This window comes from Psychrobacter sp. CoH-33_TS_01, assembly GCF_058189395.1.
The window spans coordinates 15337-39174 of sequence record NZ_JBVGQI010000011.1 but is presented as its reverse complement, the minus strand read 5'-3'; the positions used below and the strand labels follow the sequence as shown (position 1 = coordinate 39174).

Below are 23838 nucleotides of genomic sequence, written 5' to 3'. Positions count from 1 at the left end.
ATTATGTTAAGTCTCTGGTTACGCAGTATAGCCACACCGGCTGTTATTTCTAGCTTACTGCTAGCTAGTAGTGCTGTGATGGCGAGTGGCCTACAAGTCTCTCCCATCTCACTAAGCTTGCAAGCTAAAGAAAACGCCAGTGGCTTAACGTTGAGTAATACCGGTAATGATGTGGTACATGCGCAAGTGCGGGTGTATCAATGGTCTCAGGATGAAAAAGGCGATCAGCTTACAGCATCACGCGGCTTATTGGCGAGTCCACCGATGATTGAACTTAAACCGGGTGAGCAGCAACTCATCCGGATCATCCGTGCGTCCGCGCCACCCAGCGGTATTGGTGCCGTAGAAAGCAGCTATCGCCTCTCTATTGATGAGCTCCCTATTCCATCTACTGAGCAGAAGACGGGCTTGCAGTTTGCCCTGAGCTACTCTTTACCTGTATTCGTAAACCCTGTTGGCGTCACTAAGACTATGCCACAACTGCAATGGCGTTACAGCCCCAAAGCAGATGGCGAACAGGTAGACTTACACGTCCGCAATAGTGGTAATGGGCATGCCCAACTGGCAGCGCTCAGCTATACAGATGCTGCCGGTAATGATGTTGCCATTCATCCCGGCTTGCTAGGGTATGTCTTACCAGGTGCCAGTATGCACTGGACCCTGAAAATACCGCCCTCCGCCCTTAAGACTAGCGGTAAATTCAAGGTGATGATCAATGGTACTCAGACGACACAAGACCTCACGTTGGACGTCGCCCCTCGCTAAAGCGCTGCTGCTACAAAGTGTGGCAGTGTCGGTCAGCCAGGCGGCAGTTGCAGATGACGTTCCGCCTGCTGTCTCTACTTCACAAACTACTTCTGTTGATAATAGCTTTACCCAACTCGGCCTCAATGAGGATGCGAGTCAAACGCGTGGCTTGGATTTATACCTAGACGTGACCCTAAATGGCGCTAGCGCAGGTTTGGCGCATTTTGATTATCGTGAAGACCAGCTTTGTGCGAGTATTGCTGTATTGCAGCAGCTGGGCTTTATCGTACCTCCCGGTATTACAGACCCTGTACCGCTCAATAGCTTTGCCAATATCAAGGTCGACTATAACCCGCGTATGCAATCGGTCAACATTGTGGCGCCCTTAAGTATCCTGAACCTAGATACTACGGTATTAAATAATCGCGATAACCGACGCACCCAAGCCAGCTCATCGCCTGGGGTCTTATTAAATTATAACCTTTATGGCTCGCGTACCGACAATAACGCCATCAATTTAAGCGCCTTTAGCGAAGTGCGCGCCTTTAATGCTAATGGGGTTTTAAGCTCAACGGCACTCACTACTAGTAACCGTCTGGCCCGCACTAATAATACTGATAATAGTGTTGATAACGGTGCTGACCGCGATTGGAAGAACCGCACTGTACGCTTGGATACCAGCTGGAGTCAGTCCTTTCCAGATAAGCTGATAACCGTCCGTGCTGGCGATATTCTCACAGGGGCATTATCTTGGACGCGCTCTACCCGCTTGGGTGGATTACAGATTGGCAGTAATTTTAATCTGCAACCTTACATGACGACTACCCCGTTGCCTTCCTTCTTTGGTTCAGCCACCCTACCTTCCGCAGTAGAGCTGTATGTAAATGGCCTCAAACAATATAGTGGTGAAGTCCCTGCCGGCCCCTTTGAGTTAAATACTACTCCTAGCATCAGTGGTACAGGTAATGCGCAACTGGTATTGACCGATGCGCTAGGACAGAGCTCTACGGTTAACTTCTCGCTTTATGATACCCACCGTTTACTACAGCCCGGTTTATCAGATTGGTCTGTCGAGCTTGGTACTGTACGGGAAAACTATGGCATTAAATCCTTCGACTATGGTAGCGATGTCGCCGTCAGTGGCACTTGGCGTTATGGCGTGAATAACCGCTTTACCGCTGAAACTCATGCTGAAGCGACTAAAGATATAGCCAATGCAGGCGTTGGCGGCACTTGGGTATTGGGCGGTCCAGGTGGGGTATTATTTGCCTCATTAGCGGGTAGTAATAGCCAAGATGAAAGCGGCGCCCAATATAGTGCTAGCTATCAATGGAATAATAAACGCTTCAACGTTGGTGTTAATACTTTAGGCACCCAAGGCGAATATCGCGATGTAGCGACCCAGTATGGCTCAACCCCTATTCGCCAAAGTTATCAACTCTCCACAGGTTATGGCAGCCAAATGTTAGGCAGCTTTGGGGTCAGTTATAATCAAGTGGATTATGCTGAGGATGACACTGCACAATTTGCTAGCGCTTATTGGAGCAAATCTTTAGGCAGGCGTGTGAGCATCAATGCCAACTATAACCATGACCTGAATAACTCTGATAATAATAGTGCTGCTATTGGCGCGTCTTTTTCATTCGACCGCAATATCTCGGTGAATAGTAGCTTGCAGCACAGCAATGCACAAAATGTCATGGTAGCAGATGTCTCACAGTCAGCGCCTAGTGCTGGCGGATTAGGTTGGCGTGCACAGGCGCAACACAGTATCGATAATGGGGATAATGACGATAGCTCTCGGGGCTTAGCTGAGCTGAATTATCTCGGACGCTATGGTCAAGTACAAGCAGGCGTCAGTAGTTATGATAGCAATTACTCTACCTTTGCCAGTGGTACAGGCTCGCTAGTCATGATGGGTGGTGGGGTGTTTGCTGCGCGGCAAATCAACGATGGCTTTGCCGTAGTCTCTACTGATGGGGTTGCCGATGTGCCGGTACTATTACAAAACAATGTCATCGGTACTACGAATAGCCGTGGGCTCTTGCTAATCTCACCGCTCAACGCTTATCAAGACAATAAGATTGGTATTGACCCTATGGACTTGCCTGCTGATTTACGTATTGATCAAGTCAGCATGAGTGCTACACCGACTGACCGCGCCGGCACATTAGTGGCCTTTGGCATTACCGAAGCGCGCTCTGCCTCGGTTATCCTAAAAGACAGCAACGATGAGTTTATACCGATAGGCAGTCAAGTTGGTTTACTCAGCAAAGTAGGGACACCAGCGGCCATTGTAGGCTTTGATGGTGAGGTCTATTTAGATACGCTCGATAAGCAGAATATATTAGAGGTAACTACCCCCTCTGGGGACCGTTGCCAAGTTAGCTTTGATTATCAGAAACAAGGGGATGGTATTCCGTTAATCGGTCCCCTTGTCTGTCAGAAGGTACAGTGATGAAAATAAATATATTTCAGTGGCGATATAGCCCATTTTTGTTGCTTGGATTTGGCGTGTTTGGTGTCGAGTCCGCACAATCCCAAGTGCTATGTAGCGCTTCGTCGATGACACCTCTCAAGTTCGGTAATGTAGACCCTCTGTCTGGCCAGACCGATGCCACGGCAGAATTCAGCATGGTGTGCAGAAATAATAGTCCCACAGGAACAAGGGCGGCAACTGTCTGTTTGAGCATTGGGCAACCGCGCCAGATGGCAAACGGCTCAAATCAGCTTAATTTTCAGCTCTATAAAGATGCTTCACGAACCGACACTTGGGGTAGCCAGTTCGCAGGTTCTATCACACCACTTCAGTTTGACATAGTATTAGGTCCAAACGCGTCGAATTTCCCGGTTCCAAAAACTCTGTATGGGCGCGTACTACCGGGACAGACAGCTGTTGTTCCCGGTGCTTATACTATAATCCTACCCTGGAAACAACAATGCACGAGTGTCCCTTAATGCTCCACTTGATAATACTGCGCCTGGGACGTGCAATACAAATCCTACCGGAAGCCTATACTTTGGATTCACAGTATCAGCCACTGTACCTAAAGAATGTAAAATTAATACTACTTCTGATATTAATTTAGGTAATAAAGATGCAACGGCAACCAATATAATTGGTAACACTGTGATTGGTGTAACCTGTACTGCTACCACACCCTATAATATTGGCCTAGCGCCTGCGACGTCCGACCCTTTAGGCACTGTTAATAATGGCTCTGGTCTTTTAAACGGAACTGGCAGTAATACAGATACAGTACCATATCAACTATTTTCGGATTCTAACAGAACGAAGAAATGGGGTAATACAGCCACTTCTACTTCTGTAGGAAATGGCGTAACAGGTCAAGGTAACGGATCACCTAAGACTTATCCTGTATATGTCACAGTACCCAGCGCCGATTTTAAGCCAGATACCTATACAGATACCGTCACCATTAACGTAAATTATTAGTTACTAATAACCCAGTAAAACAAAAAAACGCACCCCGTCAAAAGGTGCGTTTTTTATTAATTCAAAAACCTCTAATATTAAGCAACAAACCAAGCTCAATAATCCGCAGCCCCCTATCCGGTGACCAAACCAAATCCTCATACTCTACCGCCAGTTGATACGCCCACTGACTAACCGTCTCTGAGCGCTGTCGATTATTAATAAAACCAAGATTTTGCGATTGTGACTCTGCTTCAATAGCCTGCCCATATTGCTGATTGCGTATCAGCCACTGCTCATAAAATTTCTCTTCCGCCAGATAGTCTCTTTTTTTATTATTACAACTGTGGTCTGCCAAAACAAAATTATGCACCGTATCGATAGGATATTTAGACCACGGGATAAAGTGATCGACCTCAGTGCGATTTTTAGCATCCTTTTTTAACGGCTTATGGCAGTAAAAACATTGTCCATGTTGTGCATCGATTAATACTTCCTGCAACTTCCCCAAATACAAGCGTGGTTGTTGGAATAAAAACTGTTTTAAATCGATATCGTCACTGAAATAGCCTTGGTTATAGCTATTTTTACGGACAAATTCCGTCCAATATTGTTGAGATAATTTATTAATAATTTTGCTAAAGCGCGACAGGCAATAAGCTATGCCAGGTTTTAAAACTACCTCATTCGACTTAGCATTATAAACATAGATAAACTCGCGATTGTTGTTATTCTCAGCGCTTTGCAAGTGTCTGGCAGGATAAGTTTTAATGACCCGAGCGACTTTCGATATCGTGGATTGCCACTTTTTTACATCGCTAGTGCGGGCTTTATTAAGACTGGTCTGTTGAGTGTCACTTTGCAAATTTAAAATCAGCGTAATCACACTAGCTTGGCCTTTGGTAGCACTTTGTCGCAGTATGAAGTCTTCATTGTGGGCGGCAAAAGGGATAGCTTGCAGCCAATATAGCTGTATAAATTGTTCAGCGAGTTGTCGATAAGAAATAGTGTGCGGGCTATTATCACTAATGCCCGATTCGATAGAAAGGTTTGCCAGTGCCATTAATAAGGCGAATTTATACGTTGAAGTATAAGAGCTGGACTCAAGTAACCATTGAATATCACGCAGAAAGTTAAGCTGGAAGGCGGCACTAGGTGGTTCGGCGAAGGTATTAATAGTAAAAACTTCGGTAAAGTCAGCGATTGACGACATGGCACTATCTCTATTTATGGACTTCTCTGTATTCACAGCTATATCTAATATAACGCTAGCCAATACAGTTACTTATCATTCATATTAGCTAAAATCATTAACAATAGACAGAATAGTGAAATTTTAATAAAAACAGAGCTTTATATCTTCTATTAAACATTAACCCCTTCCCTATAAAATCCGCCTTCATAAAACAAAAAAACGCCCCTAAATATAGGAGCGTTTTTTATTAAACCATGTATTTTAATCTAGCAAAGCTATCTGCAAAGGCTTAACTCACTGCTGAAACTTTTGAGCCATCGGTTTTGGTAATGGTAATACCTGTAAAGCCAAACAAGATGGTCAATAGTAGCGACAGATAACAGAAGAAGGCATACGGCAAATATTCGATGACCGATACGCCTAACGCTTGGCTAATAAATACCCCACACACACTCCAAGGTACTAATGGGTTGATGACCGTACCGGCATCTTCAATCGTGCGCGATAGGTTTTTCGGGTGTAGGTTTAAGCGCTCAAAGGTCGGACGGAAAGCGGTACCCGATAGCAGGATACTCAAGTACTGCTCACCGATTAGCACGTTAATACTCAAGGCAGCCATAGCGGCGGCAAAGATAGCGCGACCTGAGTTGGTCAGCATACCACTGATGCCGAGTAGCAAGGCTGGTAAGATACCTAATGCGCGTAATAGACCACCTAAGCTTAATGCCAAGATAACAATGGTTTGGGTAAAGAACATGCTCTGCATACCGCCGCGAGAGATCATACCGCCTACTTCGCCAAGCTCTAAGTTTTCGGCAGGAGTATAGCCGGCAAACATATAGCCGCCCAATTGACCGATGCTAGGCGTGCTGTGCAGATAGGTCACTATCAAAGCCGTGGCAATGGTCCAAATGATGGTATAGATGGCATTGACTCGGCATAGTGCTAAGACGACCAGCACGATAAATGGCAAGACCGAATAACCATGGACCAGACCACTATCAACCAGCTGTGATTGCAATAGAGTCACTTGGCTTAAATCGCCGGTACCTGCTTGCCCAGAGAAGAACCAAAATAGCCCCGCAGTGATGAGCCACGCTGGTACTGTGGTGTACATCATATTGCGAATATGCTCGAATAAATCGATACCTACGACTGAAGATGCTAGCGTACAAGTATCGGATAAAGGTGACATTTTATCGGCAAAGAACGCACCTGAAACGATAGCACCGGCGGCGATGGCTACGTTGGCATCAAAGGCATTACTCATACCGATAAATGCCACACCGATAGTCGCTGCAGTGGTCAAACTACTGCCTAGCGCCACCCCAATAATAGAGGTCAAGACAAAGGCAGAGATATAATAATACTGCGGTGAGATCAGCTCAAAGCCATAGTACATAATGGTAGGAATGGCGCCCGACATCATTAACGCGGCGACTAGCAAACCAATAAAGAATAATAGATAAATAGCCCCGATACCACTGGAGACGCCTGAGGACATTTGCTCCTGCATCTTCTCAAAGCTGAGACCTTTAAACATACCTAAGGCCAGCAATACAGCAATAGCGAGCATTAATGACAAGTGCGGCACCCAGCCAAAGCCAATCATGGTAATACCCATAATCGCGATGACTACGCTAGCAATAATAAAAGCTACTTTAGGAGATAGCTCGGTAAGTACTTGTGGCGGCATAACACATCCTTATGTTGCCTGTTTTTCTTAAAGCCAGAAATCGTGCTTTGAATAAGTAAAAACTAACGGCTAAAGACTAATGGTAAATGAGAGTGATGGAATAAAAATGACTGAGGATAGCTTATTGAGCGAGCAAAGTATCGGTCTTCGCCGCCATCACAAAGTCGTTGTTATGCAAGCCTTTGATACTGTGCGACCACCAAGTGACTGTGACCTTGCCCCACTCCACCAATATGCCAGGGTGATGCCCTTCGGCTTCGGCAAGCTCGGCGAGTTGATTGGCAAACTCCATAGCCTTCACAAAGTTTTTAAACTTATATTTGCGCTCTAATTGTTGGATATCATCCACTTCAATGACCGACCAATCCGGGATTTGTTGCATCAGCTCTTGGGCTTCGGCTTCAGTGACTTTCGGCGCGCCGATACGGCAGACTTCACAGCTGGCTTGTGATAATGCGGACATGATAATCTCCTTTTTTTAGTTTTGCTCTATTGATAATTTATTTGAGGGGTAATTCATTTCAAGCGTACTTTATTGCATATCTATTGACGTCTATAGCGAACCTCTATACCCGTCAGCTTGGCTAAGCTATTTTTTGGCATAAGTCGGTGCAAATAAGCCCAAACTCATGGCTTTTTTCACCGCACCCATAATGTCACTATTGACGATATCGAACAGGCTGTCTAAATCATCGATGGCATAATAGATGGGCTGAATTTGGTCGATACGGTAAGGGGTACGCAGCACATCAATGAGATCAAACGCACGGCATTCGGGCTCATCGCTCAAAGCGTAGACGGTCTCAGAGGGTGAGCTTAAAATACCGCCACCATAAATTTTACGGCTGTCTTTGCTCGCACCCACGAGGCCAAACTCGATAGTGAACCAATACAGGCGTGCTAAATACAGACGCTCTTGCTTGGTCGCATTGAGGCCAAGCTCGCCATAAGTTTGGTTAAAAGTAGCGAAGGCAGGATGGGTTAATAAAGGACAATGACCGACGATCTCGTGAAAGATATCCGGCTCTTCGATATAGTCCATATCCTCCGGACGACGGATAAAGGTCGCGACCGGAAAACGCTTGTCCGCTAACAGCTTAAAGAATTTACCAAAGCTAATTAATGCTGGTACAGCAGCGGTCTGCCAACCGGTAGTCGCTTGTAATACTTCATCAATATCTTGTAATTGCGGGATACGGGTGGGCGATAGCTTAAGCTTTTCTAAGCCATTTAGATACTCGCTACAAGCGCGATCAGGGGTTTGCTCGGCTTGCCGTGCTAATAAGGCCGCCCACATAGCATTTTCTGCATCGCTATAGTGAATGAGGCCTTGGCTATCGGGTTGATGCGAGACATAGGGCTGCTTGGTGGCTGGCGAATTCGTTGCGTCCGCTTGCCTACCGGTAGGCAGCTGGTCGCTAGTAAGAGCAGGATTAGCATTAGAGAGAGTGGGATATTGCAGAGAGTTCTGCTGAGTAGAAGCGGTGCATTCCATGCCAACTTTCCTTCTGTATGTCCATATTTTTTACGGTTTTGCTAGTGCGTTTTCAACATGGGGTGATAAATCAAGGGGAGATAAATAGAGTTAAGTTTTCTATCTTTATGGGGATAAAGGGGCAAGATAAAGTCCTTTTACCTTGCCCACTCCACCGTCTTTATTTAGCTTATTACTGCTTAGCGCCTGTCATTTGACAGACTGCTATTTAAGAGGCTACTAGCTGTACTTACTCAGCAATTATTCAGCGGCTTCAGTCTCACCGATAGCGCCGCGACGGACTTGGTCACGCTCGATAGACTCGAACAGTGCTTTAAAGTTACCTTCGCCAAAGCCTTCTTCGTAATCGCCTTTACGTTGGATAAATTCGAAGAATACTGGGCTGCCCAAGATAGTTTCAGAGAAAATTTGTAGCAGTAAACGAGGCACATTGCCTTCAGTGGTACCATCTAACAAGATACCGCGCATTTGTAGCTCAGAGACGTTTTCGCCATGACCCGGTAGACGCTCATCCAGCATCTCGTAGTAAGTTTCGTTAGGCGCCGTCATCAACGGAATACCCATCTCTTTTAGCTTATCGATACTGTCGAGCAAGTTATCACTTAATAATGCGATATGCTGGATACCTTCGCCATTAAACTGCATGAGGTACTCTTCGATCTGACCACCGCCCTGCTTAGACTCTTCGTTTAATGGAATACGGATTTTGCCATCGGGAGCGGTCATTGCTTTACTGGTTAGGCCGGTGTATTCGCCTTTGATATCGAAGTAGCGGATTTCGCGGAAGTTAAAGATACGCTCATAGAAGTCTGCCCAGTAAGCCATACGGCCACGGTAGACGTTATGCGTGAGATGGTCGATGACTTTAAAGCCAAAGCCTTCAGGGTGCTTATCTACACCAGGTAGGTATTCAAAGTCGATGTCGTAGATTGAGTTACCATCTTGGAAGCGGTCGATCAAATAGATTAGTGAGCCGCCGATACCTTTGATAGCAGGGAGACGTAATTCCATAACACCGGTCTTCACATCGACAGGCTCAGCACCGTTTTCGATAGCGAGGTCATAGGCTTGTTGAGCGTTTTTTACGCGGAAGCCCATGCTACAAGCGCCAGCACCATGCTCACTTAAGAAGTAGCTGCCATGGCTCTTAGGCTCACAGTTCAAAATAAGGTTGATGTCGCCTTGACGGTATAAAAAGACATTTTTTGAGCGATGGTTGGCCACATGAGTGAAGCCAAGATTGTGGAATAGCTCTTTTACTAGCTCAGGCTCTGGTGAGACAAACTCAATGAAATCGAAACCTTGTAGGCCCATAGGGTTGTCAAATAAATCTGCCATTGTCATCATCCTTAATTTTAATGTGGGAAAAACCGGCTAGCTTATAACGGCAAAGTGGTAATAACTTTTGCAAACTAGCGGTTAAAAATTTACTCAGTCAAGGGTCGTGGTAATCATTAGCCAGAGCAGCTTGTATCTTTGTTAAAAGAGCCAGTGTTTCTTAAAAGAGCCAGTGCTCAATACACATGGGCTACTTATTCCGATATACAGCGCCTACTCATTCCACGAAGTTGATTGACCGTGTATTTATATTAGAGTAGCTTTATTTATAAGACTAATCGTTTTTTTTGATTTATTTATCAGGATTTCTTATGAATATCAGTTTTCGCCAACTTGACGCCTTTATCAAAGTGGCGGATAACGGCAGCTTTACCCGCGCTAGTGACAAGATGCATTTGACCCAATCTGCGGTCAGCGGCTTGATTAAAGAGCTCGAATCTACCCTCGGTATTGTGTTGTTTGACCGCACTACTCGCCAATTATCCTTGTCTGCAGTCGGTCGGCATTTACTGCCACAAGCACGGCGGGTACTCAACGAGATGCAACTGTTTGAAAATGAAGCCAGCAGTTTGACCAGCTTGGCGCAAGGGCAAGTACGCTTAGCCGTGTCGCAATTTGCTGCCTCTTCCATGCCGGCGGTGATTGCGCAATTCTCCAAAGCTTACCCCGATATTAGTGTGACCTTGATTGATTGCTCTGCGAAAGACGTGCTCAGTCATATTCATGATATCGAGGTGGATTTGGGTGTAGGGACTGAGCTGTCCTTTTTGGAGACCGAAGATGATATCCATGCTGACTTACTGTATGAGTTACCATTTTGTGTGGTGATTCCCGAGGAACACCCGTTAGCCACGCAAAGTGAAATTACTTGGCAAGACTTGCTCGCGAGCCAATTGATTACCCTCAAAGGGCCTTTTATCGAGCAAGTGACGGCTGAACTGGACGAGAAAATTACCGCTCATATCCAGCAAGCCCCTTACAAAGTCAACTTTATGTCCACGGCGTTAGAGATGACTCGGCAAGGTTTCGGCATTACGTTATGTCTCCCCTATATGCCAGAAGTCATTGACTGGGTCAGCGCTAATGGTTTGCAGATGCGACCGGTTGCCCAACCTGTACGGATGCGTAAATTCTTTATCTATCAACGGGCTTCGCGTGCCTTATCACCTGCCAGCATTGCTTTCAAAGACTTCCTACGAGAGTATTTTGCCAGTCACTTTAACGACTTACAGAGTTTTTAGGCTTTAGTATGACTGCCGATTTCTATCTGCTGAGAATTCACCTACTAAACTTGTAAATGCTTAGATAGAAGACGCTTAACCTTTGTAGTTGGTTAGATTTAAAACCGATTCAGTGCGACTGGGAGAAATTTTTTGCAGCCTTTGTAAGCTTTTAGCGCACAACCAGCCATAAAAATTTTTACCAGTTGCAAGACCTAAGATGGCTGAGGTTTATTTGAATTTGCTTATGATTACATTAAAAACCTTATTAGAATTGTGGTTATAAAAAGTAGCTATTATGAAAAATTGCCGTTATATAAGACAACGTCTAAACAACTTAATTTCTGCTAAGTTTAGGAAGCAATCAAACGAACACCCTTCAAGCACATCGAAATTGACCAAAAGCGTACGTTATAACTCTAAAATTACGAATAAATGATTTATCTGAAAATCGGCGATTGAGTTCACGGCCAATCTGATTTATCCTTTTACGACGCTTTATCTCACTCCTCTAAGGAAATAACATGTTTGCAAGTATCGAGTTTTACGCGGGCGACCCTATCCTAGGTCTTATGGATAAATACAATGCCGATAGCCGAGCTGACAAGGTCAATTTGGGCGTTGGGGTATATTATGATGAGGCTGGTAAATTGCCAGTACTTGAGTGTGTCAAAACCGCCGAAGAGCGTATTGCCGACCCTATCTCACCACGTCCTTATCTGCCTATGGCCGGTCTACCGGGTCATCGTAAAGGCTGCCAAGAGCTGCTATTCGGTAAAGATGCGCCTGTATTACAAGAAAATCGTGTGGCTACCATCGCTACTATCGGTGGCTCAGGCGCCTTGAAAGTGGGTGCGGAATTCATCAATAAATGGTTCCCACACGCTAAGTGCTATGTGAGCGATCCAACTTGGGGCAACCATATCGCTATCTTTGAAGGCAGCGATGTTGAAGTCGGTAAATATCCGTACTACGATAATGCCACTAGCAGCGTAAAATTTGACGAAATGCTGGCTTTCTTTAAGCAATTGAACAAAGACGACGTGGTATTACTGCACCCTTGCTGCCATAACCCAACCGGTATGGACTTGACGCAAGAGCAGTGGGATCAAGTACTAACGGTAGTGAAAGAGCGTGGCCTAATCGCATTTATGGACATCGCTTATCAAGGTTTTGGCGAAGATATGGACAGCGATGCTTATCCTATCCGTAAAGGCGTTGAGATGGGTCTGCCCATGTTTGTGAGTAACTCTTACTCTAAAAACTTATCGCTATACGGTGAGCGCGTCGGTGGTCTATCCGTCGTTTGCCCAAGCGAAGAAGAAGCGGCTCGTGTATTCGGTCAATTAAACTTCACCGTACGTCAAATCTACTCAAGCCCACCAACGCATGGCGGCCGTATCGTCGATATCGTGATGAACGACGAACAACTGCATGAGCAATGGGTTGGCGAAGTCTACGCAATGCGCGACCGTATCAAAGCGATGCGTCTCAAGCTGAAGTCTGTATTAGAGGCCAAAGTCCCTGGTCGCAACTTTGACTACCTAACGCGTCAAAACGGTATGTTTAGCTTCACAGGTCTAACCCCTGAGCAAGTCGAACGCCTACAAAGCGAATTCGCTATCTACATGGTATCGAACTCACGCATGTGTGTGGCTGGCCTCAACGAAAATAACGTGGATTACGTCGCTAATGCCATGGCGGAAGTTTTAGCTAACTAAAACCCTTCCCTAACCTATCTCGATAAAAAAGCTGAGCCATTGCTCGGCTTTTTTTATGGCTAAAAATTAGCTATACCCCTCTAAATCTACATTTTCTAGTCTCGTGTTAGCAAAAAGGCAACTAAAACACCTTGCAAGATGCTCCATAATTAATTACATTATGCGTAAGCAATTCACTATTTCGTAACTTTTAGGCTAGAATAAGGCTAAAAATTGCCAAAAAAAGCATAAATAATTTCACTATGCGTAATTTAGTGTTGCAAAAAATTAGCTTTACTCGTGTAGCTTAACCCTTAAAAACCCTCTTATTTTAATAATTCTTTCATTTGCCTCAGCAAGGAGCAATCTATGTCAACGATTGACAAAAACCTTAAATCTTTCCTAGATATCGCCGCCGATTCAGACTTCTCTATTCATAATTTACCTTATGGTATTTTTTCCGCTAAAGATGGCAGCCCTCGCGCAGGTGTGGCCATTGGTGAGCATATTTTAGATTTATCCGTATTAGAAGAAGCCGGTCTACTAACCTTAGATGGCGGCCCTTATTTTAACCAAGATAAGCTTAACGCCTTTATCGATTCAGGTCGTGATAACTGGACCAAAGCGCGCGAAACTATTCAACAGTTGCTTTCTGCCGATTGCGCCACGCTGCGTGATGACCAAGACCTGCAAGCTAAAGCTTTGGTTAAGCAAGCCGATGTCACTATGCATCTGCCGGTTCGTGTCCCTGGCTTCACTGACTTCTATTCTTCAGAAGAGCATGCGACCAACGTCGGTACGATGTTCCGCGACCCTGCCAACGCCCTATTGCCAAACTGGAAAGAAATGCCAGTGGGTTATAACGGCCGTGCCAGCACTGTCATCGTGAGTGGTACTGAAGTGGTGCGTCCATCAGGTCAGCTAAAACCTAAAGCGGATGAGCGTCCTATCTTCTCGCCATGTAAGCGTCTTGATTTTGAACTTGAGACCGCCTTTGTCGTGGGTAAACCCAACCAAATCGGTCGTCCTATCGCTGTAGATAATGCTTGGGAGCATATCTTCGGTATGGTGCTGCTAAACGATTGGTCAGCGCGTGATATCCAAAAGTGGGAATACGTGCCATTAGGTCCATTTAACGCCAAGACTTTTGCTTCAGAAGTGTCGCCTTGGATCGTGACTATGGATGCGCTAATGCCATTCCAGACTACTTGCCCAACGCAAGACCCGCAACCTCTAGCCTACTTACGTGGCGAAGGTGCTGAGGTGAGTTTTGATATTAATCTATCCACCGAAATCTTACCTGAAGGCGCTGATGAGGCGACTGTGGTCTGTGAAACCAACTTTAAATATATGTATTGGTCTATGGCGCAGCAACTGACTCACCACACTATTACCGGTTGCTTAGTAGAAGTGGGCGACATGATGGGCTCAGGTACAATTTCAGGCCCAACGCCAGATAGCTTTGGCTCAATGCTTGAGTTGGCGTGGAATGCGACGAAACCTGTAGAGCTGAAAGGTGGTGGAACGCGTACCTTTATCGAAGATGGCGATACGGTCATTATGAAAGGCTATGCAGAAAAAGACGGCGTACGCGTCGGCTTTGGTGAAGTCAGTGGCAAGGTGCTACCAGCCTTAGACTTTAACTTTTCTGAGTAATACTTGAATTTCTCAGAGTAATACTTAAATTTCGCTGAGTAATTTTTACAGCGTTATTTATTAGCCGAGAGTAGCGAGTGCAGTAGTCGTAAGCGGTAATCACCCCCTTACCTATTGTATTTGCTACTCTGCCCTTTCCTATCGCATTTACCCTAGCCTATTTAATCTATTCAACTCCTCTTCAGACTATCAAAAGGACATTGATAATGAGCTTTAAAATTCAACAAATTCATCATGTGGCCTATCGCTGCAAAGACGCGAAAGAAACCGTCGAATGGTATAAAAAACACCTCAACATGGACTTTATCTTGGCTTTTGCTGAAGACCATGTGCCCTCTACTCATGCCTTTGACCCGTACATGCATATCTTTTTAGACGCCGGTAATGGCAACGTCCTCGCCTTCTTTGAAGTGCCGAATCAACCTGAAATGGGCTTTGATCCAAACACGCCAAACTGGGTACAGCATTTAGCCATGAAGGTTAAAGACCGTGAAGAATTGATAGTCGCCAAAAAGCATTTAGAAGATGCGGGCGTAGACGTCATTGGCGTGACCAATCATGGTATTTTCCACTCTATCTATTTCTTTGATCCAAACGGCCACCGTTTAGAGCTCACTTATGATGACCCCATGTCAGAAGAAAAAGTGGGCATGATCACTGAAGAAATGAAATACGAAATGTTGGAAGAATGGTCACGGACTAAGCGTGCGCCTAAACATACCGCTTTCTTACATGCTGAAGAATTGGCTGAAGCTAAAGAACAAGCGCCTGTTGGTGAGTAAGAGTGGTTAAGCTCTAACCTCTGGCAATGTTGTAGCAGTTAGTGTTGTAAAAAAACCGTCGTAAAGGATTGCGACTGGAAGGATTAAGACCCACCCCACCCCATCATCAAAAAAAGGATTTTATGATGACTACCAAACTGGCTTACGGCCTAGCGCTAGCTACCCTACTTGGGATTGCCGGCTGCTCAAACAATACCGAAACTGCTAGTACTGCTGATGCGGCTACTAGCAATCCCGGTGAAGTTACTGTCTTACGTTTTTCTCATTTTATGACCGCGACCGATGATTTGAATCAACAGATTTTTGAACCGTGGGCGAAGAAAATCGAAGAGGATTCCAAAGGTAGGTTAAAAGTTGAAATCTATCCTTCAGCGACTTTAAGCAAACCAGGTGTTACTTATGAAGCCGCTGCCAAAGGCACAGTAGATATTGGTATGCAGGCGCATGGCTATACTGCCGGTCGTTTCCCGCTCTCACAAATTGTTGAATTACCGGGTATCTCGAATACCGCCGAACAACAAACCTGTATCCTGCATAAGCTCTACGATGAGGACGTCATTGCTAGTGAATATGCGGACTCACATCTGCTGTATATGGTCGGCACTGGCCCTGGTGCGCTCCATACCATCGATAAACCGCTGCGCACCCCTGCTGATATGAAAGGTTTGCGTATTCGCCAACCTTCTGCCGTTGCCAGTTATATCATCGAAGCGGTTGGTGCCGCTCCCGTCGGTATGCCCGCCCCGGATACTTATACAGCTTTGCAACGCGGCGTAATTGATGGGCTTAGCTTAGCTTTGCTTGGCAACCGGTACGCGCCTTTCGTTTAGACGATCTCGTTAATACCCATACCAATATTCCTTTCTACAGCGCGGCACTCGTCGTCACCATGAACAAAGACAAATACAACAGCCTGCCCGACGATTTAAAGAAAATCATCGATGATAACTCAGGTATAGAGATGGCTATGAAAGCTGCAGATGTGTTTGATGTGGCTAATGCGGAAATTATGCAAGAAGCTAGAGATAAAGGTGACTTGATGATTGAAGTACCCGACCCGCTGAATGATCCGGATTGGAGTGGCCCGTTAATAGAAGGCTCACAAAGATATTTGGATGAAGTTGCTGCGACAGGTCTAGACGCACAAGGTGTCTATGAGAAAGTCAAAGCAGCGAGTGCGGCGTGTAAAGCTAAGGCTTAAGTCGCTAAATTTAAGCTATCTGATAGCGCTGTGCGATGGCTAAAATTTTATCTGCCGCTCTATTTTGCTCTTGCATAGGCAACTGCTCTGAGGTGCCGATAACAGTAATGGCATACTCTAATAAATTAGCCCTATCCGTAGGGCGATTCGCGTTTAAAGCCTGCGGTAGTAAAACGGGAATCGTAATTGCATTAACCCCAATCAGCATATCGCCGGTGACCGTTGCATACCCTTGCGCCCGAATCTCAGCTTGCAGTTGGGTGAATTGCTGCCAGTGCTCGGCCAATTCCGTAGCATTAATTGACTCTGCGCTATCTGGCGTTGGATTGGCTGCACTACCCTGCCACTCTGCCATCACTAATGGCTCAATTACAGCTTTGGGCTGATAGCTGGCGAATAGCTGTCCGGTCGCTGAAGTGGTCAATGGCATGCGCGAGCCGATACGGGTAATGATGCTAATGGGACTGTCCGGCTCGACCGATTGAATAATTATGGGCCCCTCGCTAAACCATTTGGCGATTTGTACGGCACAATTTAGGGTGTTTTTAATCTCATTTGCGACCGTGGTCAGGTGCTCTAATAGACTATTGTGATTAAGTCCGGAATGCCCTAACGCATTCACGCGCACGCCAAGCCCGTAACGCCCGTCCTCTAACTGCCGCGCATAGCCTTTACGAATCAAGCTGACCAAATAGCGATGGGTCTTGGCAGGATGCATCTGCGCCGCCTGACCAATCTCTTTGAGCATCATAGGCGCATTGGCATCGATTAAAATATCGAGTATGGCCAGACCAATCTCTAACGATTGCACCCCACCTTGGGGTTTATTGGCGGTCAAAGTGGCGGTTGAAGGAGCAGTGGCTAACGGGTTTTCGGTTGACGACATGACGGACTCAGTTGAATAAAATAGGACTTATCAGTACTTGGAATAACAAGTATCGGAACTTGATTGCATAGGGTTAAGTTTAGCAGATTTCACCTAAGTGCTGATGAGAGTTGTCATCACTTACTCTATTATTCAATAGTGCTATTCTTAACAACCTTCATTATAAAAAACCAGCTCGTTATAAAATCAGCTCGTTATAAAATCAGCTCGTTATAAAAACAGTGCCCGTTTAACAAAACAGGGATTACATAAACCAATAATAGGACATAAATTATGAAACTTTATAACTACTTCCGCAGTGGCACCTCGCATCGCATCCGTATTGCCATGAATTTTAAAGGCGTAGATTACGATTATATCTCGGTCAACCTAGCGGCAGATGAGCAAGCGGGTGATGCATTTAAAGCCTTAAATCCACAAGGTTTGGTGCCCTATCTTTATGACTCGGAGCAGCCCAATGGCGCCACTGGAGAAGAGTTACGCTTGGCGCAAAGCCCGGCTATCTTAGAATGGTTAGAAGAGGTCTATCCAGAGCATTCACTACTGCCAAAAGACGCTATGGGTCGCGCGCAAGTGCGGGCATTAAGTGCGATGATTAGCTGTGATGTCCATCCTATTAATAATCGCCGCATCTTGCAGTATCTGCGTAATGAGTTGAATGTAGAAGAAGATAAAGTGATGGGCTGGTGTCAGCATTGGATGGCTGAGGGCTTTAGTGCGCTAGAGAAAATACTGGCGGCTGATAAAAATCGTGGTAACTTTTGCTATGGTGATGCCCCGAGCTTCGCGGACTGCTATTTGATTCCGCAGGTATATTCTGCACGCCGCTTTAAGTTGGACCTCACGCCTTATCCGAACATTGTGGCTATTGATGCGCATTGTCACACCCTTCCCGCCTTCATCGATGCGGAACCTGCCAATCAACCGGATGCTCCTAAGGCTTAGATTAATTTGCCGTGGGTTTTACCCACGCTACCGTTCATATTGAATTATGCAGATTAAGTTCCTCCCCCTGTTTTTATGGGGAGGTCAGGTGGGGGTCGCCGTCCATATCAAGACTTAAACGTAGCGTGTGATTAGCGCAGCGTAACCCATGGAATTAAATTAATATAATAAAAAGCTGGGCAAAATGCCCAGCCTACGCGTGATATATTTACATTAAAATCCTGACGTAGCGTGCGGTTAGCACAGCGTAACCCACGGAATTAAATCAATACAACAAAATGCTGGGCAAAAATGCCCAGCCTACGTACGATATATTTACGTTAGAATCCTGACGTAGCGTGCGGTTAGCGCAGCGTAACCCACGGAATTATTACAAATCATCATCGTGGTTTTTCCCACCTATGTCTCCACACTGAGTTAAGAAAAATAGAGTCCCTCCCCCTGTTTCTAGGGGGAGGTCAGGAGGGGGTTAAGGTTTTTAACTTTAACCAATACAGTAAAAAGCTGGGCAAAATGCCCAGCCTATGCACAATCTATCTACGTTAGAATCCTGACGTAGCGTGCGGTTAGCGCAGCGTAACCCACGGAACTATTACGAATCATAACCGTGGGTTTTACCCACGCTACGCCTCTACATCCCCATATCGAGTTATGCAAAATTGAATCCCTCCCCCTGTTTCTAGGGGGAGGTTAGGAGGGGGTTCGACCACATTAAAATTTAATCAATAATCCCGACTAAAAAGAAAAGGCGCAGTCCGACTGGTCTTAGACTTGGCAACTTCTTCTGGCGTACCTTGCGCTACAATATCACCGCCCTCATCGCCCGCACCCGGCCCCATATCAATCACCCAATCACTATTACTCGCCACTTGCATATCATGCTCGACCATAATCACGGTATTGCCCGCCTCAACCAGTCCGTTCAGTTGCGCCATTAGTCTTGCAACGTCGGCAGGGTGCAATCCAGTAGTCGGCTCATCCAACACATATAAAGTATCGCCACGCTGGCTACGCTGCAGCTCAGTAGCGAGCTTGATGCGTTGTGCCTCACCCCCTGATAGTTCGGTAGCCGGTTGACCCAAACGCAGATAACCCAAGCCGACTTGCAGCAAAGCGTCTAAGGCGCGCAATACCGGTGGCTCGTCTGCAAAGAACTCGTACGCATTCTCTACCGTCATAGCCAGTATCTCGGCGATATTTTTACCGCGATACTTAATCTCAAGCGTCTCATCGTTATAGCGCTGACCATGACAAACTTGGCACGGTGAATACACGCTCGGTAAAAACAACAACTCCACCATCACAAAACCTACGCCTTCGCAATTGCCGCAGCGACCTTTCACCACATTAAACGAAAAGCGACCGGCATCGTAGCCGCGTGCTTTCGCTTCCGGCGTCGCCGCAAACAGCTTGCGAACATGGTCAAACAATCCAGTATAAGTCGCTAAGTTGGAGCGTGGCGTGCGGCCAATGGCTTTTTGATCGACCGTGACTAGACGCTTGATATGCTGCATACCCGCGACGACTTGCCCACCCGTCGGCACCGCTTGCTCTTGCTGCAACAAATCCGCTTCATCGGTCGGCGCCTCGATGACTATGGCCTGCCCTAGCGCTTCCTGTACCAATTCAACCAACGCTTGGCTGACCAAACTTGATTTGCCCGAGCCTGAGACCCCCGTCACCGTAGTTAGCACGCCTAATGGAAATTCTACATCCAGACTCGCTAAGTTATTACGGGTAACGCCGCCTAATTTTAACCAAGCGCTCGGTGCTCTAGGCACGTGTTTCTCGTTAGCTACTTCACCAAATAGAAACTGACTGGTATGCGACTCAGGCACGTCCTTTAAGCCCTCGATAGGACCGCTATACATAATGCTGCCGCCGTGCACGCCCGCGTCCGGCCCGACATCGACTATCCAATCCGCATGGCGAATCACGCTAACATCATGCTCAACCACAAACACCGAGTTACCCGCCGCTATCAGCTCATCCAAAGCTTGCAACAAGGCTTGCGTGTCTACCGGATGCAACCCTGCTGACGGCTCATCAAGGATGTAGACCACCCCAAATAACTTCGAGCGAATTTGAGTTGCCAAGCGCAACCGTTGCAGCTCACCCGGTGACAAAGTCGGCGTAGTACGCTCTAGCGATAGATAGCCGAGCCCAAGCATAGTCAACGCCTCTACTCGCGCCAAGATATCGCTAGCAATACGCTGTGTAACGATAGCCTTTTCGCGGTTATGCTTGTCTTCATCAGGGTTTCTATTCACCGCTTCAGCAAATAAGGGCGCTAGCTCATTCAAGGTTAGCTGTGATAATTTACCAATATCTAGGCCAGCAAATTTAACCGATAGCGATTCTTTTTTGAGCTTTTTACCGTGACAGTCCGGACATACCGAAATCTGCATATATTGCGACACGCGCTTTTTGGTGCGTAGGCTTTGCGTGGTGGCAAACGAGTGCAATACGAAATGTTCAGCGCTGACATAGGTGCCCATATAGCTGGGTTCTTCACCCTTGGCTATCGCAGCTTGTACTTGCTCGATGTTATAACCGGAATATACAGGGACGGTTGGGGTCTCATCGGTAAACAAAATCCAATCGCGGTCTTTTTTCGGTAACGACTGCCAAGGGGTATCGATGTCATAGCCCAAGGTAACCAATATTCGCGCTAGATTTTTACCTTGGAATGCCGGTGGCCAAGCCGCAATTGCTTTATCACGAATACTCTTGGTAGCATCGGGCACTAGCAAATCTTCGGTCACTTCAAATACGCGACCAATACCGTGACAGGTAGGACAAGCGCCCTCAGGGGTATTGGGGGAAAAGGCATCAGCGTAGAGAATATCCTGACCTTCTGGGTACTCGCCTGCCCGCGAATACAGCATGCGTAGCGCATTCGATATCGTCGTTACGCTACCTACTGAGGAACGCACGGATGGTGTGCCACGTTGTTGTTGCAAGGCGACGGCTGGCGGCAAACCTTCAATAGCATCGACATCCGGCTCATCGACTTGATCAATTAAGCGGCGCGCATAAGGCGAAACCGAATCTAAATACCGATGTTGCGACTCGGCAAATAAAGTGCCAAACGCCAAAGAGGATTTACCAGAGCCAGAAATACCGGTAAAGACCACCAAGGCATCACGAGGTAAATCAACGTCAACGTTTTTTAAATTGTGCACGCGAGCACCACGCACTTGGATGCCACTGTTAGGGTCGGCAAAATCGCTGTGATTATTATTAGAGTTATTTTTATTGGCTAAGTCAGTGCTATCGTTAGTGCTGCTATTGATACTAATTGTCATAAAACCGCTATTCCTATTACATTATTCTAAAAAGCTGCCAAAAGATTTAAAGGACTAAGTCGTTATTTTTATAGATAAGCTATTGTATTAGCCTACGATACGGGCTTAGTAGTGATTCCGTACGGGAATGGTGAGCGCGTTGGCCTAGAGCAAAATTTTTTTGGATTAATCACGTTTTGTCCCCCATTCTATGTTTTAATTTATAAGACGCTACGCAAGGATTTAGCGTTACGATAATAAGTCAGCATAAACTCTATAAATAATAAAAGGATTTATCATGTCAGCCTCCCATTCTAACTCCCACTCTTCCTCCCCCTTTAAACTCAATAAACTCCTCGCCGCTACCCTCTTTGTGGCCTTAACCAGTCAAGCTTATGCCCTAGACCCGTCAACAGCTCCGCAGCCTATCACCACCCCTGAGCAAAATGTCCTAGCGGTAGCCAACCCTAACTCACAGACGCTACAAGTTTCAGAAACCACTTCCATTAAAGTCGTCAGTGCTGCTAATACGCAAACCCTCAAGCCTACTGGCCTTGCTCCCTCTGCTGCTAACGACAAAGCCATCTTTTCTCCCAATGCTATTGAGCACCCTCTCTGGGCAAAAAACGGCATGGTCGCCTCACAAGAGGCTTTAGCTTCAGAGATTGGGCTGCAGATATTAAGAGACGGTGGTAACGCGGTAGATGCGGCAGTGGCCGTAGGTTTTGCCCTTGCGGTAACTTTGCCAAGAGCTGGTAACTTAGGTGGCGGCGGCTTTATGATGATTTATGATGCCAAGACCAAAGAAACCATAGCTTTAGATTATCGTGAGAAGGCGCCTATCAAAGCCTATCGCGACATGTATTTAGATAAAAAAGGTGATGCTGATAGTGAGCTATCGCGTTACCACGGTCTAGCTGTGGGTGTACCGGGTACCGTGGCCGGGCTAGTGACCGCCCTGCAAACGCATGGCTCAATGCCCCTAGAGCAAGTCATGGCGCCGGCTATCAAGTTGGCGGAAGACGGCATTGAAGTCACGCCGGGGTTGTCCGAATCTTTAATCGCTTTGGAAGACCGTCTAAAAAAATGGCCGAGTACCGCCAAGATTTTCTTCAAACCCGATGGCAGTACCTATCAAGTCGGTGAGCGCCTGCGCCAACCTGAACTGGCCGCTTCAATGAAGCGTATCGCGGCTCAAGGGGCAGCAGGTTTTTATAAAGGCAAGACCGCTGAGCAAATCGTCAAAGCCGTTAACGACGCCGGCGGCCTAATGAGCATGCAAGATATGGCCGATTATCAAGCGATAGCGCGCAAGCCCGTAAGCGGTAACTATCGTGGCTTTGAAATCGTATCAATGCCACCGCCTTCCTCCGGAGGCATTCATATCGTTGAGATTTTGAATATTTTAGAGGGCTATCCGCTGAAAGATTACGGACAAAATAGTGCCCAGACCATCCACTTAATGGCGGAGGCCATGCAGTTGGCTTATGCGGACCGCTCAGAGTATCTCGGCGATTCCGATTTTATCGATGTGCCGGTGAAAGGACTGACCTCAGAAAAGTATGCGGCAAAGTTACGCGCCACTATCAATCCTAATAAGGCGCGCCCGGCTACCGAAGTAAAACCCAACAACCCTATGCCGTATGAGAGCGATCAGACCACGCATTTTTCCGTAGTGGATAAACAAGGCAATGCGGTGGCGAATACTTATACGCTGAATTTCTCGTATGGTACGGGCTTAGTGGCGGATGGTACGGGGATTTTACTCAATAATGAAATGGACGACTTCTCTGCCAAACCAGGCGTGCCCAACGCTTATGGACTATTGGGCGGTGATGCCAATGCGGTAGAGCCTGGCAAGCGTCCATTATCTTCTATGAGTCCCACGATGGTCTTTAAAGATGGCGCCCCTTACGTAGTGACCGGCAGTCCGGGCGGCAGTCGTATTATCACCACCGTCACACAGATTATCTCCAATGTCATTGATCACGATATGAATATTGCCGAAGCAACCCATGCGCCGCGTATCCATGACCAATGGATGCCCGATGAGATTCGTATCGAAAAAGCGCTCAGCGTCGATACCGTCAAAAAGTTAGAGTCGATGGGCCATAAAGTGTCGCCACAAGAAGTAATGGGCTCAACGCAATCGATTATGGTGACGCCACAAGGGCTCTATGGCTCGTCAGACCCAAGACAGGTGGATGCCGCCGTAGTGGGATATTAATTTGCAGAGGTTATTGATTTACATAGG

The 23838-nt window shown here is 46.4% G+C and carries 17 protein-coding genes and 1 pseudogene; 11 read left to right on the top strand and 7 right to left on the bottom strand.

The features are described from left to right. The first annotated feature begins 3 nt into the window (after nt 1-3). Genes ACZ2XM_RS14020 through ACZ2XM_RS14005 form a run of 4 tightly spaced genes read left to right on the top strand, consistent with a single transcriptional unit; the run spans nt 4 to nt 4204 of the window. Nucleotides 4-765 carry a fimbrial biogenesis chaperone gene (locus tag ACZ2XM_RS14020; RefSeq protein WP_490588732.1) on the top strand — a complete coding sequence of 254 codons (762 nt, stop codon included), beginning with the start codon at nt 4-6 and terminating at the stop codon, nt 763-765. After that, nucleotides 716-3205 carry a fimbria/pilus outer membrane usher protein gene (locus ACZ2XM_RS14015; protein ID WP_490588731.1) on the top strand — a complete coding sequence of 830 codons (2490 nt, stop codon included), beginning with the start codon at nt 716-718 and terminating at the stop codon, nt 3203-3205. Before ACZ2XM_RS14020 ends, ACZ2XM_RS14015 begins: the two co-directional genes overlap by 50 nt. After that, complete coding sequence (locus tag ACZ2XM_RS14010; RefSeq protein WP_490588730.1) at nt 3205-3705, top strand: spore coat protein U domain-containing protein; 501 nt, start codon at nt 3205-3207, stop codon at nt 3703-3705. Before ACZ2XM_RS14015 ends, ACZ2XM_RS14010 begins: the two co-directional genes overlap by 1 nt. Then, nucleotides 3695-4204, top strand: coding sequence for a Csu type fimbrial protein (locus ACZ2XM_RS14005; protein ID WP_490588729.1), 510 nt, complete (start codon nt 3695-3697; stop codon nt 4202-4204). The genes ACZ2XM_RS14010 and ACZ2XM_RS14005 overlap by 11 nt, the downstream gene beginning before the upstream one ends. A 61-nt stretch (nt 4205-4265) precedes the next feature. Here ACZ2XM_RS14005 and ACZ2XM_RS14000 read toward each other — a convergent pair whose 3' ends face one another. The 5 genes from ACZ2XM_RS14000 to hppD form a co-directional block, all read right to left on the bottom strand. Then, nucleotides 4266-5396: an HNH endonuclease gene (locus tag ACZ2XM_RS14000; protein ID WP_490588728.1), complete on the bottom strand. Its 1131-nt coding sequence runs from the start codon at nt 5394-5396 to the stop codon at nt 4266-4268. Nucleotides 5397-5667: 271 nt separating this feature from the next. Beyond that, on the bottom strand, nt 5668-7074 hold the full coding sequence (nhaC, locus tag ACZ2XM_RS13995) for a Na+/H+ antiporter NhaC (protein WP_490588727.1): 1407 nt from the start codon (nt 7072-7074) through the stop codon (nt 5668-5670). A gap of 121 nt (nt 7075-7195) precedes the next feature. Next, nucleotides 7196-7537: a 4a-hydroxytetrahydrobiopterin dehydratase gene (locus tag ACZ2XM_RS13990; protein WP_490588726.1), complete on the bottom strand. Its 342-nt coding sequence runs from the start codon at nt 7535-7537 to the stop codon at nt 7196-7198. 126 nt (nt 7538-7663) lie between these two features. Continuing rightward, nucleotides 7664-8569 carry a phenylalanine 4-monooxygenase gene (phhA, locus tag ACZ2XM_RS13985; protein ID WP_490588725.1) on the bottom strand — a complete coding sequence of 302 codons (906 nt, stop codon included), beginning with the start codon at nt 8567-8569 and terminating at the stop codon, nt 7664-7666. Between the two features lie 240 nt (nt 8570-8809). Beyond that, a complete protein-coding gene (gene hppD / locus ACZ2XM_RS13980) occupies nt 8810-9907 on the bottom strand; it encodes a 4-hydroxyphenylpyruvate dioxygenase (protein ID WP_490588724.1) in 1098 nt (365 codons plus the stop codon). A gap of 311 nt (nt 9908-10218) precedes the next feature. Here hppD and ACZ2XM_RS13975 point away from each other — a divergent pair, with 311 nt between their 5' ends. The 5 genes and pseudogenes from ACZ2XM_RS13975 to ACZ2XM_RS13955 all read left to right on the top strand — a co-directional run bounded on the left by ACZ2XM_RS13975 (nt 10219) and on the right by ACZ2XM_RS13955 (nt 16466). Next, entirely contained in the window at nt 10219-11148 is a 930-nt protein-coding gene (locus tag ACZ2XM_RS13975; RefSeq protein WP_490588723.1) for a LysR family transcriptional regulator, read from the top strand. A gap of 503 nt (nt 11149-11651) precedes the next feature. Further along, nucleotides 11652-12848 carry an amino acid aminotransferase gene (locus tag ACZ2XM_RS13970; RefSeq protein ID WP_490588722.1) on the top strand — a complete coding sequence of 399 codons (1197 nt, stop codon included), beginning with the start codon at nt 11652-11654 and terminating at the stop codon, nt 12846-12848. A 348-nt stretch (nt 12849-13196) separates the two neighbouring features. Further along, nucleotides 13197-14483: a fumarylacetoacetase gene (gene fahA, locus ACZ2XM_RS13965; RefSeq protein ID WP_490588721.1), complete on the top strand. Its 1287-nt coding sequence runs from the start codon at nt 13197-13199 to the stop codon at nt 14481-14483. Nucleotides 14484-14689: 206 nt separating this feature from the next. Further along, complete coding sequence (locus ACZ2XM_RS13960; RefSeq protein WP_490588720.1) at nt 14690-15265, top strand: VOC family protein; 576 nt, start codon at nt 14690-14692, stop codon at nt 15263-15265. A gap of 122 nt (nt 15266-15387) precedes the next feature. Then, nucleotides 15388-16466 (top strand): annotated as a pseudogene (locus ACZ2XM_RS13955) (TRAP transporter substrate-binding protein). A 10-nt stretch (nt 16467-16476) separates the two neighbouring features. Here the strand turns inward: ACZ2XM_RS13955 and ACZ2XM_RS13950 are convergent. Then, the gene (locus ACZ2XM_RS13950; protein WP_490588719.1) at nt 16477-17352 is read right to left on the bottom strand and encodes an IclR family transcriptional regulator; all 876 of its coding nucleotides are present in this window, start codon (nt 17350-17352) and stop codon (nt 16477-16479) included. Nucleotides 17353-17625: 273 nt separating this feature from the next. On the opposite strand from ACZ2XM_RS13950, the gene maiA reads away from it, so the two are divergent. Then, a complete protein-coding gene (gene maiA, locus ACZ2XM_RS13945; protein ID WP_490588718.1) occupies nt 17626-18297 on the top strand; it encodes a maleylacetoacetate isomerase in 672 nt (223 codons plus the stop codon). Between the two features lie 722 nt (nt 18298-19019). On the opposite strand, the gene uvrA is transcribed toward maiA, so the two are convergent. Continuing rightward, entirely contained in the window at nt 19020-21605 is a 2586-nt protein-coding gene (uvrA, locus tag ACZ2XM_RS13940) for an excinuclease ABC subunit UvrA (RefSeq protein ID WP_490588717.1), read from the bottom strand. A 277-nt stretch (nt 21606-21882) separates the two neighbouring features. Between uvrA and ggt the strand changes: the two genes are divergently transcribed. Next, nucleotides 21883-23811, top strand: a complete 1929-nt coding sequence (gene ggt, locus ACZ2XM_RS13935) for a gamma-glutamyltransferase (protein WP_490588716.1) — start codon at nt 21883-21885, stop codon at nt 23809-23811. Nucleotides 23812-23838 lie beyond the last annotated feature (27 nt).